We start from the raw sequence: 15,860 nt of genomic DNA on the forward strand, positions 1-15,860 counted from the left end.
GTGTATATACTATTAGTAAGGAGATACGAGGAGATAACCTGATTATGGACAAATATACTAATTTACTCACTTCAGAACTACAGTCCATTGACCTGCAGAAATGGCAACAAACTGTTGATTTAATATCAGAACTCTTCGATGCTGCATGCGGAACAATTGTACAATTAAAAGACAATGAGTTTAATGTTATTGTTGCGAGCCAAAACGACGATAACTTCCTAAGCACTGGGGATACATGGCCTTGGGACATACAAAGCTTTTGCAGAGAAATCATAGAGAAAGAAGATGAACTCTATGTACCTGCAGCGAAAGACAGTAAGTATTGGTGCCAAGCTCCTCCGGTAAAGTCAGGCCCAGTACGCTCCTACTGCGGCTTCCCAATCTATTGGCCTGACGGTTCACCATTTGGCACCATTTGCGCCATTGATACAAAAACATCCCAGTACAATAGCTCTCTTCAAAAAGTACTCCTGCAAATGTCTCATTTGATATCTGCCGATCTACGTATGATGAAAGACTATGAAACCATCAAAAGTTTAGCTATTTGTGACGAACTGACCGGTGTTAATAACCGTCGCGGTTTAAAGATCCTGGGCGAACAGAAATTCAAGGATGCAAGACGCTACCAACACGCGATCGGTGTGGTTTTTCTAGATATAGATAACATGAAGCGAGTCAATGACACCTTTGGTCATTCCGCTGGTGATACGTGCATTGTCACTCTGGCTAAAATACTTCAAGAAAACTGTCGAGAGAGCGATATCATCGCTCGGTTAGGTGGAGATGAATTTTTAGTTGTTTCATTACTGGGTTCAAGAAGAGAACTCAGTATCATGGCTAACCGAATCGAAGAAAAATACAAAGCCATCGTAAGCGGTAGCGTTCAACTGGAATGCACATCCATCAGTTATGGAACAAGTATCGTTGATTGCTATAGCCCATTGTCGTTCGATGAACTTATGAAAGAAGCTGATAAAAAGATGTACCTGCATAAACAAACAAAAAAATCGGCCAAAAAATGATTGCCTGACCATTTTCAAATTAAAGGTAAGAAACCCATTTAAAATAAGATCTAAGCAACAAAACCAAAGAGCTATTGTTACAAATTTGTTGCGGGCAACTTCTTGTGAGAGTAATTTTATTCAATAACAATTTCTACTATCACAATTAAAGAGTCATGCATGGAAGCACTATTAGAAGACTACCCTACCATCACTGAAATCCCTGTAGCTTGGGGAGAAATGGATGCCCTAAACCATGTTAACAACGCCGTTTACTTTCGATACTTTGAAACCGCTCGTTTAGAGTTTTTTAATAAAGTAGAGCTTATGGAAGAAATGGCGGTAACAAAAGTGGGACCTGTATTAGGCGACACTTATTGTAAATATTACCTCCCTGTTACTTACCCAGATACATTACTCGTGGGTTCAAAGGTGACAGAAGTCAGTGAAGATAGATTCAAGATGGAATATGTCATCGTCAGCCAAAAGCTCGGAAAAGTAACAACTAAGGGAAGCGCAACGATAGTCATGTTTGACTTTGCTTCTAACCAAAAATCATTGCTATCTATCCGCCTAGCCAGTGCTATTCAAAACATGTAGCTGAACTACTTAAATCTACATGCCCTTTTTGCCTAAGAGGGTATGTTCATTACCTCGCTAGCCCTTCTCAAACCGACTCATCACAAGCTATAAATCTAAAGCGAATAACCCCAACTTTATACAAGTAACTTAACCCAACCTAAATATCATAAATTACAATTTAATCAACGTTTTAACTGACAAATCAAAAAGTAGTCGTTAGTATTAGTTTCATATCATTTTATCTAACCTCTCGTGACTTATGAGCAATTCAACCTCTCAAGACCTCATTCAACATTTAAAGATTGGCACTAGAGTTTCAGCGACTTTTGATTTTGGGCCATCAGACACACATGCGATTCATGCGCACTATGTAGGGATGAAGCAGGACGAGTTTCTGGTTTTTTCTTTGTCTAAATCAACGGTTGAAAGCCTAACTCTTAGAAAGGTCGATAACTGCGACATTATCATTCGCGCGATAACCGATACTGAACTGGCTCATATCATTGCGTTCAAAACGAGTGTGAAATGCTTGCTCTCTCGACCTGCCCATATGTTGTTCTTAAGACCACCAGCATCGATAGCAACTAAGCCTGTCCGAGAGCATGAAAGATATAAAGTTAATGTGGATTGCGAACTGATATCGCAGTCCGTAACTTACCAAGGGAAGCTGGTCGACTTTTCAATTGCGGGTTGTGGTATCTACTTAGAAGAAGATCCTGAACTCAATTCTAAATCAGACATTACGATTTCGTCTATGCTCAACGAATTCTTGCCAGAAGGAACACACTACCAAGCCGTAAGAACGATCAAAAAAGGCAAAGGTTGGCTAATTGGCATTAAGTATAAAGAAAACATTGAGATGAGCTTAGATTTAAAACGTGAAGTATTAGAGCAAGCTTTCTTTGCGGGTAGCCTTTAAAGTTTCAAAGGCTTTTAAAGTAACAGAAGGCTTTTTAAAGTCACAGGTTGCCTTGGTGTAAGCAACCTGAACAAATAAGCCTAGAGAAGCCCTGTTAAGAATATGACTCCTCGATAAATGCACTTTTGTAATGCACAAATGCCTCGTGTAAATCGGACTCTTTAATTGGCTTCACAATCACATAATCAGCACCAGCACTCATAAAGCTATCACGCGTCACTTTTTGGGTGTCTGCTGTACACGCATAGACCGGCGTCGAGAGTTGCAGATCGTCACGTATACGCTGCGTAGTCTCAATCCCACCAAGGTTAGGTAATTGGTTATCCATCAGGATCAAATCAAACGATTCTGTTTTCAGTACAGATATCGCCTCTAAACCATCTTTTGCCCACACCACTGACATACCGTATTTCTTACAAAATGCTTGGGCAATAAACGCGTTAGTATGGTTGTCTTCGACTAAAAGTACTTTTAAGCTGCCTTCAAACAAGTCATGCGCTTCCTGCTGCGGCTGTGAGGGCTCTAAATTGACTAACTCACCACCTCGACATTCAATCGGTAGATCGATGATAAAAGTAGAGCCTTTCCCTTTCGCACTGCTGACCTGAATATCTCCGCCTAACATATCAACCAAGTTTTTAACGATAGCGAGCCCTAAGCCCGTACCTCCATATTCGCGAGTCGTCGTCGACTCTTCTTGAATAAATGGTTCGAAGACGGCATCTAACTTCTCATCATTAATACCAATTCCAGTATCTTTAACGATCAGCTTGAGCCCCGCCTTAGTCGACTGAGGGAATCGTTCAACTTCATAACCAACCGATATTGTCCCTTGATCAGTAAACTTTATCGCATTACTCAATAGGTTAAACATGATCTGGTTAAGGCGAACGGGATCAGTAAAGACTTCAGCTTGCTTAGTCACGTCGCTCGTAACCTTTAATTCCAACCCTTTTTCTTCACATAACGGGCGATAAATCTTATCGAGCGTATTGATCATGTCCGAAAGTCGGAAGTCCTTTTTCTGTATGGTGAACTGACCTTGTTCAATTTTTGAAAAGTCTAGAATATCGTTGAGTACGGCTAGTAAGTGTTCTGCGCTATTACATAGAATATCCACTTGCTCAATATTGGATTCATTTTTGATAGAACGTTTCAGTAATTGAGCAACGCCCAACACACCATTAAGCGGAGTTCGAATTTCATGACTCATTTTTGCCAAGAAATCCGCTCTGACATTAGCAAGCCGCTCGGCCTCGGTTCGGGCTAAGTTCGTTTGCTTCTCTGCATCAATCAGCTTGGTGATATCTTGTCCCTGAACGACAACGGCACTAATCCCTTGCTCGACCTGAATCGGTGACAAGTTCCAACGGAAAGTTTTATCTCCTATCGGGACATTGATGCCTGTTAGTGTCGCACCACGCATGACCATATTGATATGTTGCAACATATTCTTTTCAAATTGCTTAGCCGATGATTCACCACCCATTAAGCCTTGTTGACTATGGTCTGCATTGTTCAACTCAAGCTCAGCCGCAGGGTTCATTTGAATCAGTACTCCCGCATCCGACCACACCAAAATAGGTGAGTGTGCAAAATTAAAGAGATCCTGGAATTTTTGATTTTGTTCTACCAGCCGCTCAAAGGTATCTTCCAGTGTGCAACCAATATGATGAAACTCATGGATACTAGAGCCTTCAAACTCGCGGAATTCATCAACCTGACTCGCAGAGCGCGTGTAATCCATAAGCTTATCTAGCTCAACCGAAACACGCTTTTGAATCCATGTTCGAGCGATAAATGAAAGAATAAAAATGCCGGCAATTACGATCATCAACGCTTGTCGGTAGTYACTTTCTAACTCGATTAAGTTTGAGTTTTTTTGTACCGCTCGAATAACTAAAGGAGTCTTAACGGAGTTTATCTGTATTGAAGTAATAGTAACAAAGTGACCTACTGTGTCGGTTTTATTGCTCTCATACTCCAACACATCAGAAACTGAATAGCTTTCTTTCCCCGTAAAGGTCGAGGTCACTGGTTTGCCATGAGCTTCAATAACAATGTTTTCACAGTTACTTCCCTGCTGAATAGACTCAGCCAACGAAAAATTGTTATCTAATACTATCGCTATGTAGATTTGACCCAGTACTTCTCCAGAGTTTGGGTGAATAATCGGGGTTCTTCTCGCTAAGACATGACGCTCGCCTATTTCTGTCGATATCTTCAAGAAGTGCCAATTACTACTAAACGCCACTTCACTAGCCAACTCTAAAAGCTGACCTTCAGAGAAGCCGTAGAATTGAGCATTACCATCCTCCCACGCAAGGCCATCGGTTGTCGTAACAAAACGTAGGTCTGGAGCATGGTCTGGTTCGCGCTGATCGATACTAAAAAAGTAATAGCTCAGCGCTTCTAGATCTTCATTTGTAGAAAACTGTTGGAGTGCATCGCTTTTTGAACTGCTATCCTGATGGAGTTGTAGAACAGATAAACGATAATCGAACATGTTTTGAATCAAGCTAGAGGTCTGCTTAACGGTTCGGTTTGTTTCTTGCTGGATGATCTTACTACTGGTTTGGTAGTTCTGGAAAAGAACACCAATAGCCATCAAACCTATAACCAAAATCAAAATTCGAGTTATAAGTTTTACGAGTGTTGGTTGCTGCAAATCTATAGGCGGTTTTTTCATTAGTTTCCAGAGTATCTAAATGCTCTTTCTTTCAATTTCGCTATACGTTTAGGCGAATCTTCCTTTGAAACTATCGCGAAATCTCCAGAATATACAGTTGGAACGGCTTTCCCTTCCAGGTTCCATTTAATGGCTTCTGCCATCGCGATGCCAGTGTCGTCGTTCATACGCATCACAGTGACATCAAGTTCATTATTTTGAATAGCTTTAAGCTCAGCGGAACCACCACCCCAGCCATTCACTTGAACATCAGTTCGTCCAAGTTCTTTAATCGCTTCGGCCGCACCAAGTGCTACATCAGTCGAGCAAGCGTAAATAAAGTCTAGATCAGGATTTTTCTCTAAACTCAACTTCGCCGCTTGGTAACCGCTTTCTTTGGTTGATTTTGTATAAAAAGACGAACGAAGTTTAAAGTCGGAATGCTGATTCAACTCATGGATAAAAGTATCGCCTCGCGCATCACTAATATAGCCTTCTGAACGGTACAACACCGAATATTTACTTTCTTGTTTGCTTTTTTCTTTGAAGTATTCAGCAAGTTTAAGGCTGCCTGTCGCATGGTCAAACCCGACATACATCAGAGGTTGACGCTCATTCCACGCACGTACCGGTGTTGTAATGTTCTGCAAAATTAGCTGAGTTTCTGTCGAACTCAAAACGTGCTCGATAAATTTACGGTGGCGGGTCGTATCCAATGTAAAAATCAGATAATCCGTTTTGCTTTCAATCGCTTCTTGTAGAGRGATACTTTGCTGCGCAATATCTGCATTTACACGAGTAAACACCTGATTAATCTGATAATTAACATTCAGCTTATCTAAACGCTTTTCAAACGCAGTGATGTTTCGACTCCAGTAGTCTGAGATTTGCTGCCCAGGGTACACCACTGAAATTGTGATAGGTTCGGCTTGAGCTTTTGTAAGTGGAACAGGATGATCCTGAACAACCGTATTCATTTGCTCGGTTAAAGCTTTCTGTTCAGGAAAAGCCTTTAAGTAATCTTTATATTCCCAATAGCCATTTAATACGTGAGAGCCGTGCGAAAGCACTGGTGAAGCGAATATCGCTAGCCCCAATAACACAAGTGAACGTTTCATTTTATTCTCGATTTTTTATGAGCTACTTTGGCCCATTTTTATACCTAGCCGATCGTCAAGTCTTTGCTATGACGTGCATATATTATGGAGGAGAAATATTCAAAATGATAGAGAACGGCCTGTAATTGGTATGGCATTCATAATAAAATCGAAATCAGCCTACTTATCTGATTCATTTTTTAAATATAAGTAAGATAGAGTATTGAGCGGATGATTAGGCAGCAAAAAAGGTAAGTAGTGAACCTATACCATTACAAAGATGATAACAATGTAAGCAATTCGTATAAAAATCACTTACATAGTATGACAATAAAGTAGCTTGAGACAATTACTCACCAGAGAAAACTGACCAATGAGTAATCATCAACTGTTAGAAGAATGTTGGAATCCAATGAGTCACATTATCTTGCTCATCAACAACACCGATATATCGCCATTTATCAAAAGTTAAACAAGGATGTGATGTCGACATCGCTACGATGTCTCCCACCTGTAGAGTGTCTTGTTCCATTTCAACGAACATATGCTGATCCATCACTTTAGTTGACGTTAATCCATCAAGTGTCACTTCTTTACCATCGCGGATTACCCTTTCAATGATAGGCAGACCAGCATCAAATGCGACGTCTCTTTTACCTAATCCGACAACGGCTTTGCCTTTCTCTGGAACTGATAAAACATATGCCCAAACTTCTAATGAAGAAACAAGATCTCCTGACAAGTCACATGCTACGCCATTGTTTATACTTGCCCTAGATTGAACAAGGTTTTGTGCATCTTCGTAGATGCCAGTATCGTGAATTGCATAACAACCCGGGCGAATTACCCCGACCAAATCCACTAACTGACTAAACTCCTCAGCTACAACATCATACCAAGCAGAACCCGCACCAGAGATGATCGGTTCTTCTAATTTGTACTCCTGCTTTAGCTCCGTTAAAAGAGAAATCGCGAGGCCCAAAAACTCTCGAATGTCCTGCTCTGCGTTATCGCCACTGATCACACCCTCATAAAGCTCAATGCCTTTGAGTTCTGTGTGAGGTGCTTGGTGAATCGCTTGAGCCAACTTATAAACATCATCCGATGTACGACAGCCACAACGTCCGCCTTCGACACCCAATTCAATAAACAGCGGAACCGTCACCCCTGCGCTGCTCACTACGCGTTCCCACGCTTCAACATTCGCCACGCTATCAACACATGAGTAAACCGTCACATTATGGTTTTGGATCAAGTTCACGACTATCTGCATATTCACCTTACCAACCACTTGGTTAGCAATAATGATCTGTTTAGCTCCAGCCAACACCGCGATTTCAGCTTGCGCGGCAGAAGCAACAGTGATCCCCCACGCTCCATTATCTAGTTGCTGCTTGAACAAATCAGGTGTCATGGTGGTTTTGCCATGAGGGCAAAGCTTCACATTGTTCTTGTTAGCAAAGGCTTGCATCCATTCAATGTTATTTTCTATCGCTGATTGTCTAACTACCGCACAAGGCAAGCTAACTTCTTCTTTCACCAATGAAAAAGAACCCCTTGCTGAACGACATATCGGCAACCCTTTTGTACCAATAGGCAAGCTTTCAGAGTGCTCTCCATGAAAATTACTATCACAAACTTGCTTTTCTTGACTCATCTTCAATTTCTCCTAACAAGGTGTTAAACGCCTGTAGTAACTGGGCTTATTGTACGATAAGATATTCCCAACGTTAGAAAGTATCAAACAATTGAATCCTAAATGTGCACTTTCTCACTTTTTTTAAGTTCACGTATATTTAGTATTTGTTTTGCGAACAGGTAAACCATATGACAATCGATATAGATATCATTTCGTGTATTTCAGAGCGATTCAACGCCCTTAGAGATGCAGAGAAAAAAGTCGCTAAGTTAATCATGGATGATTTAGCTAACTCCGCGAATGCCAGCATTACTCAACTTGCTGAGCAAGCTGGAGTAAGTGAAGCAACCATTACGCGCTTTGCGAAGGCTGTTGGCTGTAAGAACGTTCGAGATTTAAAAATCAAATTGGCTCAATCTCTGGCTATCGGTCAGCGCTTTATTCATGAGCCAATTGATAACACCGGCATTCAAGGTGTTTATGAGTCAATTAAGCAATCAATGGATATCAACCGAAAATTGCTTAATGAAAGTGACATTAACACCGCAGTCGAATGGCTTCATGGTGCACGCCAAATTATCAGTATTGGTATGGGTGGTGGTTCAACCATGGTGGCACAGGAGTTTCAAAACCGTACCTTCCGCTTAGGTTACGCCGTTGTTTCTTACAACGATGGTTTACAAGCGCGAATGGTAGCTTCAACGGCAGACAAGAACGACGTTTTAGTCATTATGTCTGTGACAGGTTTTACTCCGACTATTATCGAAACAGCTGAAATTGCTAAACAATATGGTGTGAAAATCATTGCGATTACCGCAGCGAACTCACCTTTAGCAGAAGTCAGTGATTTGGTTTTACCAATTGTTACGCAAGAAACAGATTTTATTTATAAACCTTCTGCTTCTCGATACGCCATGCTCGCCATGGTGGATGTTATCGCAATGGAATTAGCCGTAAGCCACAAACGTCGTTCACGCGACCGCTTACGAAGACTAAAACTCGCGTTGGACTCTCATCGAGGAGGGATAGATAGACAACCGCTTGGTGATTAATCAGAAGTGGTTAAACACCAGCAAGGAGCAGCAAAGTCATGCAGTTTGATACAATCATTCGTAACGCGACCGTTATCGATGGAACGAACACGCCTTCATACTTAGCTGATGTAGGGGTAAAGGAAGACAAGATCGCAGCAATTGGTGACCTAACTGATCATCACGCAACCAATGACATTGATGCCACTGGAAAGGTTCTTGCGCCAGGTTTCATTGATGTTCACACTCACGATGACACCAACGTCATTCGTATGCCGGAATGTTTGCCGAAGATCAGTCAAGGGATCACCACGACGATCGTCGGTAACTGCGGCATCAGTGCTTCGCCTGCCACACTCACCACTGCTCCACCCGATCCGATGAATTTACTTGGAAAGCAAGCCGACTTTAAATATCCAACGTTTGCTGCTTACGCTAATGCTGTCTCAGAAGCTCAGCCTGCCGTTAACGTTGCTGCTCTCGTAGGTCACACGACGCTACGCAATAACGTAATGGATGACTTATTTACGGGTGCTACTGACGAACAAATCGCACAAATGCGTGTAACGCTACGCCAAGCAATGGAACAAGGTGCTCTGGGTTTAAGCAGCGGTCTCGCTTATGCCAGTGCTAAATCATCGCCAGAAGAAGAAGTTCAGCAACTGGCTCAAGAGCTCAGCGAGTTTGGTGGCATTTACACCACTCATATGCGTACAGAATTCGAAGGTATTTTAGATGCAATGGACGAGTCATTCCGAGTCGGTCAAAAAGCAAAAGTACCAGTGATCATCTCACACTTAAAATGCGCTGGCGCTGGTAACTGGGGGCGAACAACTGAAGTACTGGATAAGCTTGATACTGCTTATCAACATCAGGATGTTGCATGTGATTGTTACCCTTACTCTGCGAGCTCTTCAACGCTTGATTTAAAACAAGTGACCGAAGATTTTGACATCTTAATCACTTGGTCTGATGTATACCCTCAGCACGCTGGAAAAATGTTGAAAGTGATCGCTGACGAAATGGAACTTCCTATCATGGAAGCCGCGAAAGCTTTACAGCCAGCCGGCGCGGTCTACCACAATATGGACCCACTAGACGTAGAGCGCGTACTCAAATACAAACTCACCATGATTGGTTCTGACGGTTTACCTAATGATCCTAACCCGCACCCTCGACTTTGGGGCGCATTCCCTAGAGTTTTAGGCTACTACAGCCGCGAACGTAAAATATTCTCACTAGAGACTGCCGTTCACAAAATGACGGGGTTATCGGCTAAACGCTTCAAGCTTGGTGGCCGAGGAGAGATCAAAACAGGCAACTTTGCAGATCTTGTGATATTCGACCGTGAACAGATTATCGACGTCGCTGATTTCGACAAACCAATCGCAGCCGCTAAAGGCATTGAAATGGTTATCGTCAACGGCAAACTCGCATACAAAACAGATACAGGTGTGACAAAACGAGCAGGAAAGTTTCTTGTTCGCCAAGCGGGTTAACTCACTTAACGTCGCGCTTTTATCACAAAGCTACATTAAATAAATTTATACAAACACAGTAGTTAGAACTCATAGGTTCAACTCATTAAATAGAAATACGGAGAAAAGATTATGTCAATTAAACGTTACGGTGTTGAAGGTGGTACTGGTACTGGTGGTCAACATCTTCCATTTGCTCGCGCAACTGAAGCTGGTGGTTTCCTATACGTTTCTGGTCAAACTCCAATGACAGACGGTGAAGTAGTTGAAGGCGGTATCGTTGACCAATCTCGTCTAGCGATTCAAAACTGTGTCGATATCATGGAAGAAGCAGGTTACGGCCTAGAAGACGTAATGCACGTAAAAGTAGTACTGACTGACTCACGCTACTTCCAGTCATTCAACAAAGTATTCAAAGAATTCTTCGGCGCTAACCCACCAGCTCGTATCTGCATGGTGTGTGACCTAGTCGTAGACGTGAAAGTAGAAGTTGATGTGACATGTTACCGTGCAGACCGTGCGTAACAAGTAATTTAGGCTTCCCTGTCCTTACAAATGAGTACGGCAGGGAAGCTTTCAAAGCAGCAATAAGTGATAGCTAAAGGCTTGTCAAATAGCAGTAGGAGTCGAGTAAATGGAATCAAAAAATATCGCCTTTTTTGGTGAGTGTATGATTGAGATTAGTGGGACACCACTGAATAAAACGTATGGTGGTGACACGMTCAACACAGCGTTATATCTCGCTCGACTACTGCAAGAGCAGCCTTTTAATATTCACTATGCAACAGGGCTTGGACACGACAATTTAAGTCAAGACATGATTAGCAACTGGACTGAAGAAGGTATCGGTTGTGAAATGGTCGCTAAAATTGACGGTAAAAACCCTGGTCTTTATATGGTCGAAACAGACCAAGATGGCGAGCGTTCTTTTAACTATTGGCGCAGTGATAGTGCCGCAAAGCGCTATTTCGACCAAGTTTCACCGCTTGAGTTAGCGATAGAAAAAGAGCAAATCGACCTGCTTTACATCAGTGGGATCAGCCTTGCTATTCTCGAAGATGAAGCGAAAGAGCGCTTACTATTATGTATAAAGCAGCTCAAAAAACAGAACAAACAAATCTGCTTCGATAACAATTACCGCCCGCAACTCTGGTCTACAGATCAAGCGCAACATTGGTATAGCCAAGTTTTAGGATATACAGATGTAGCACTCATCACTGAAGATGATGACGTGTTAGTGTGGGGAAATAACCATGTTGTCGAACGTTGCCAACACTTTGGTTGTCAACAAGTGGTCGTAAAACGAGGCAGCGAACCTTGCCTTGTCGTCGACCATTTACAAAGCCAGCACAAGCTATACGAAATCGCAGCAACTAACGTAACTAACGTTGTCGATACTTGCGCTGCTGGTGACTCGTTTGCTRCAGGCTACCTGGCTGGATACTTGACTCATCAAGCGCCAGACAAGAGTGCGTCGCTAGGTCATGCGTTAGCAGGTACAGTCATTCAATATTCTGGGGCAATCATCCCTAAAACAAAAACAGAAGCATTTAAAATTGCAGGAGCATAAGATGTCTCAAGAATTAATCTCAGCCTTAAAATCTTTTAAAGTGATCCCAGTAATCCAGCTTGATGATCCAGCTCAGGCAGTCCCTCTAGCTAAGGCGCTAGTAGAAAACGGCCTTCCGGTTGCTGAAGTAACATTCCGCACTGAAGCGGCAGCTGAAGCTATTCGTCTTATGCGTGAAGCTTACCCAGAGATGTGTATTGGTGCTGGAACTGTACTAAACGCAGAGCAAGTTGATAAAGCAAAAGCAGCGGGTGCTGAGTTTGTTGTTGCGCCAGGCCTAAACCCTACAACAGTAAAGTACTGCCAAGAAGTCGGTATGCCTATCGTTCCGGGCGTAAATAACCCAAGCCAAATTGAATTAGGTCTAGAGCTTGGCCTAACGTTCATGAAGTTCTTCCCTGCTGAAGCTTCTGGCGGTATTTCAATGGTTAAGTCACTACTTGCACCGTATGTAAACGTATCATTAATGCCAACTGGCGGTATCAGTAAAGGTAACGTTTCTGACTACCTAGGTATTGACCGCGTGATCTGTTGCGGTGGTACCTGGATGGTTGCTCCTAAGCTAATTGCTGAAGGTAACTGGGATGAAATTGGTCGCTTAGTTCGCGAAGCCGTTGAGCACGTTGCTTAATCGGTAAGAACGACGACACATCACATTCATATAAAAAGGCAGCGAATTAAAACTCGCTGCCTTTTTTAATCCACTTTTGCCAAATCATGTGATTCTAAACTGCACTCTTTTAATTTCTATGGCCTCAATTACGTAACTCGGCATTCTTCATTAAGCTCTCTGGCACTTGAATGTCCCACCTATCAAGTTCTGACTGGCTAAACACCAGCGCACCTTTTTTAGGCGTTACAATCACAGGCATAATCCCCGATTCCATATAGCGTTTCACTTGCTGAGCAGCTGCTATTCCTTGCTCTAAAGCGCTGATCGCCAGCCCACCAATGGCTTTACCCTCACCCACAGAATACGTCCAAAACGCATAGAGCGGGACAGGTGTATGGCTGCTTGTCCAACGACTCACATCTTCTAAGGCGAAGTGATTTCCTTGTTCATCTTTTAACGCTGCATAATTGGCGATGATAAGAGCATCGTAACCTTCATTTTTTGAAGCTTTAGTATGCTCATGCCAGCTTTCTATCGAGTCGACCAAGTACGCATCAACAGCAACACCATTAATAATCTGAGACCGCTTCGTTCCAAAAGAGGTCATCAAAATGGCATGAGATGTCGCAGCGGCGTCCATCATTACTTTGATTTTTTTTACGTCAGGCTGAAGCTCGCTGATCATATGCACTGAACGTTTAAGCAGAGGGCGCTCTAAAACTCCTGAGATATTGGCAGTAATCGTCACATACTGTCTCGGGTTAGCGTTAACTCCCAGAAACACGGTAGGGATCCGACTTTTCGTTAACCGAGGGCCTAGATATTTAAGAGCGTTGTCGTCTGATATCACCACAATATCGGGGTTATGTTGTTGAATATATTCCCAGGCTTCATCTGCGATGGCTTCGAAGTCTTCACTTGGGCGTCTTTTGGTGTCCATTTGAAAATCATGAATAGTCATACCGTCAATTTCAGACATAAAACCTTCTCGGTACTCTTGCACCCAGGGGTAACCAAAATGATAGCTATGAACGAAAACCAAATTTTTAGCCAAAGAAAAAGGAGCAATAACTAGCGCTATAACAATGAACAAATACTTCATTCACACCTCCACTCTTAGTAATCATAAGTGTAAGTGTAGTTGCTTAATCTATTATCTCGCCAAGAATAAAATGAGAGTAGATTCAGGGTTGTCACCCATGACTTAACGCAAAAACAAAGCCGACAACATTCTCTGGATTAGCTTCTTATAACGAACAATCAATTTTGACCTAGGTAACCAAACAGGCGTATCTAAAACTGTTTTTGCGTGAGAAAAAGTCCTAAAGCCTTCAATCCCGTGATATCGCCCCATTCCTGACTCTCCCACACCACCAAAGGGTGAATCGTCCGCAGCAACTTGCAATAAAGTTTCGTTAATCCCCACCGTACCGCTGTGTGTTTCATTCATCACTTTACGTTTGGTTTCCCGATCATTCGTCATCAAATATAGAGCAAGTGGACGCGGTTTTTCATTAATGTAAGCAAGCGCTTCATCCAGGCTTCCATAAGTCTTAATTGGCAATAATGGCCCAAAAACCTCATGCTGCATGACTAACATATCTTCTGTCACGCCAGTCAATAACTGCGGTAGCATCAGTCTGGAGTTCGGGATTTGGGCTTCTAGTTGCTCATACTTTGTAGCAACATTATGCAGTGTTGCTCCTTTACTCTGAGCATCGGTTAAATAGCTTTTCAAGCGTTGGAGCTGTCCCTCATTGATAATATGAGTTACTTGCCCCAAAGATTGCGCAGAACGCTTGCTCAGAGTCCCTTTCAAATAAGCGCGTTCAAACTGCTTCAAGTATTCGTCAACGAATGCCTGCTCTTTACCTTCTGGCAACAATACATAATCTGGAGCTACACAAATTTGCCCAGCATTTATCGACTTACCAAGTAAAATTGCACTTACTGATCTTACGATGTCTGCGTCTTTCGCAATCACCGCAGGTGATTTTCCACCTAGTTCCAGCGTGACTGGCGTTAGGTTTTCAGCAGCAGCCTTAGCAACCAGCTTGCCCACAGCGGTAGAGCCTGTAAACATTACATGGTCGAATGGAAGAGCACTAAATTGAGAAGCGACGTCAGCAGCCCCTTCAACACAAATCACGTGCTCGGATAAATTAGCAAAAATCGTCTTAATTCGCTGATTGGTGCTAGGGGTGTGCTCGCTTAACTTAACCATAACTCTGTTGCCCGCCGCGAGAACTGTTACGATTGGCGCGATACTCAGTACAATAGGAAAGTTCCATGGGACAATCACACCAACGACACCAAGTGGTTGGTACTCAACGGTTACCTTAGAGGGACTTAGCATCAAACCCGCGTGACGTTTATCTGATTTGACCCATTTGGAAAGGTGTTTAGTCGTGTAGTTAATATGTTGAACCGCAGGCATTAAGTCGCAAATCACAGAGTCAAACTCACTGCGATACCCGTAGTCTTCTTGAAGAGCAGCCACCAATTCTTTTTCTATCGCTAGCAGCCTATGCTTCACTTCTTCGAGGCGCTCAATCCGGCCTGAAACCTCAGGATAAGGCTCCACCTTATAGGCAGACTTTAAACTTATATAAGAAGACTTTAGCGATGTCGCATCAAAAGGAGCGGAGTCTAATTTGGTTGAACTAAATTCAGCTGTATCGAAGTTCTGGGCGTTCATTAACTATCCACTATCAGTAAGGTCTGCTTTATCATACCCTGCTTACCATGAGATTCACTCGCTCAGATTCACAAATTTACTGCACATATATCAAACCGATTCTGGTTAAAAAACTTCCTCCCTAAGATCTAGCGCAAAAGCCAAGCTATTATTGTCGTTACATGTTTCACCTTGAAAATAGTTGAGTATATACTTATAAAGGTGTGAATTATTCTCACCCATTTCTAGAATGAGTAAGCATTTACTTAAAGTTGTAGATAGTAAGAGAGGAACTTTGTGAAAAAAATGGAAGCTCCATTAGATATGAATATCGGAGCTAGATTTAAAACTATCAAACATGGCTATGTGACTGTTGTTGAATATTACAACTGCCACACCGTTATTGTTGCGTTCGAAAATACAGGGAACATTCGTTCAATCAGTGCAACAAAATTAAGAACAGGACAACTTTCTGATCGCTCAGTAACACCAGATTCCATTATGGTTGGTGAACAAGTTGAATCAGTGAAACATGGTTTATTAACCATTACCCAAGTTGAATCTGAAAACATTGTTGTATTAATG

General features: G+C 42.4%; 13 protein-coding genes and 1 pseudogene. 9 read left to right on the plus strand and 5 right to left on the minus strand.

The genetic code is table 11. The annotated features are described in order from the left end of the window. The first annotated feature begins 44 nt into the window (after positions 1–44). The 3 genes from L4C33_RS12305 to L4C33_RS12315 all read left to right on the plus strand — a co-directional run bounded on the left by L4C33_RS12305 (position 45) and on the right by L4C33_RS12315 (position 2,502). Positions 45–1,022 carry a sensor domain-containing diguanylate cyclase gene (locus L4C33_RS12305; protein WP_428812723.1) on the plus strand — a complete coding sequence of 326 codons (978 nt, stop codon included), beginning with the start codon at positions 45–47 and terminating at the stop codon, positions 1,020–1,022. 159 nt (positions 1,023–1,181) lie between these two features. Beyond that, a complete protein-coding gene (locus L4C33_RS12310; protein WP_428812724.1) occupies positions 1,182–1,601 on the plus strand; it encodes an acyl-CoA thioesterase in 420 nt (139 codons plus the stop codon). A 241-nt stretch (positions 1,602–1,842) separates the two neighbouring features. Further along, entirely contained in the window at positions 1,843–2,502 is a 660-nt protein-coding gene (locus L4C33_RS12315; RefSeq protein ID WP_428812725.1) for a PilZ domain-containing protein, read from the plus strand. Between the two features lie 94 nt (positions 2,503–2,596). Here the strand turns inward: L4C33_RS12315 and luxQ are convergent, their stop codons facing one another. The 3 genes from luxQ to L4C33_RS12330 all read right to left on the minus strand — a co-directional run bounded on the left by luxQ (position 2,597) and on the right by L4C33_RS12330 (position 7,924). Further along, positions 2,597–5,191, minus strand: a complete 2,595-nt coding sequence (gene luxQ, locus L4C33_RS12320; protein WP_428812726.1) for a quorum-sensing autoinducer 2 sensor kinase/phosphatase LuxQ — start codon at positions 5,189–5,191, stop codon at positions 2,597–2,599. Beyond that, the gene (locus tag L4C33_RS12325) at positions 5,191–6,288 is read right to left on the minus strand and encodes an autoinducer 2-binding periplasmic protein LuxP (protein WP_428812727.1); all 1,098 of its coding nucleotides are present in this window, start codon (positions 6,286–6,288) and stop codon (positions 5,191–5,193) included. The genes luxQ and L4C33_RS12325 overlap by 1 nt, the downstream gene beginning before the upstream one ends. A 370-nt stretch (positions 6,289–6,658) precedes the next feature. Continuing rightward, on the minus strand, positions 6,659–7,924 hold the full coding sequence (locus L4C33_RS12330) for an amino acid deaminase (protein ID WP_428812728.1): 1,266 nt from the start codon (positions 7,922–7,924) through the stop codon (positions 6,659–6,661). 170 nt (positions 7,925–8,094) lie between these two features. Here L4C33_RS12330 and L4C33_RS12335 point away from each other — a divergent pair, with 170 nt between their 5' ends. The 5 genes from L4C33_RS12335 (at position 8,095) to L4C33_RS12355 (ending at position 12,616) form a co-directional block, all read left to right on the plus strand. Further along, positions 8,095–8,958, plus strand: a complete 864-nt coding sequence (locus L4C33_RS12335; protein ID WP_428812729.1) for a MurR/RpiR family transcriptional regulator — start codon at positions 8,095–8,097, stop codon at positions 8,956–8,958. A 38-nt stretch (positions 8,959–8,996) separates the two neighbouring features. Beyond that, positions 8,997–10,436: an N-acyl-D-amino-acid deacylase family protein gene (locus L4C33_RS12340; protein WP_428812730.1), complete on the plus strand. Its 1,440-nt coding sequence runs from the start codon at positions 8,997–8,999 to the stop codon at positions 10,434–10,436. 111 nt (positions 10,437–10,547) lie between these two features. After that, the gene (locus tag L4C33_RS12345) at positions 10,548–10,940 is read left to right on the plus strand and encodes a RidA family protein (RefSeq protein WP_428812731.1); all 393 of its coding nucleotides are present in this window, start codon (positions 10,548–10,550) and stop codon (positions 10,938–10,940) included. 109 nt (positions 10,941–11,049) lie between these two features. Continuing rightward, positions 11,050–11,985: a sugar kinase gene (locus L4C33_RS12350; RefSeq protein WP_428812732.1), complete on the plus strand. Its 936-nt coding sequence runs from the start codon at positions 11,050–11,052 to the stop codon at positions 11,983–11,985. Between the two features lies 1 nt (position 11,986). Further along, positions 11,987–12,616, plus strand: a complete 630-nt coding sequence (locus tag L4C33_RS12355) for a bifunctional 4-hydroxy-2-oxoglutarate aldolase/2-dehydro-3-deoxy-phosphogluconate aldolase (protein WP_428812733.1) — start codon at positions 11,987–11,989, stop codon at positions 12,614–12,616. Positions 12,617–12,740: 124 nt separating this feature from the next. On the opposite strand, the gene L4C33_RS12360 is transcribed toward L4C33_RS12355, so the two are convergent. Both L4C33_RS12360 and L4C33_RS12365 read right to left on the minus strand, forming a co-directional pair. Next, complete coding sequence (locus L4C33_RS12360; RefSeq protein WP_428812734.1) at positions 12,741–13,700, minus strand: ABC transporter substrate-binding protein; 960 nt, start codon at positions 13,698–13,700, stop codon at positions 12,741–12,743. A 102-nt stretch (positions 13,701–13,802) separates the two neighbouring features. After that, entirely contained in the window at positions 13,803–15,296 is a 1,494-nt protein-coding gene (locus tag L4C33_RS12365) for a coniferyl aldehyde dehydrogenase (RefSeq protein WP_428812735.1), read from the minus strand. 285 nt (positions 15,297–15,581) lie between these two features. Here L4C33_RS12365 and L4C33_RS12370 point away from each other — a divergent pair. After that, positions 15,582–15,860, plus strand: a pseudogene (locus L4C33_RS12370) (hypothetical protein); the annotation flags it as partial.

It is taken from the genome of Vibrio makurazakiensis, from assembly GCF_050337375.1.
In the GTDB taxonomy this organism is placed as follows: Bacteria; Pseudomonadota; Gammaproteobacteria; order Enterobacterales; family Vibrionaceae; genus Vibrio; species Vibrio makurazakiensis.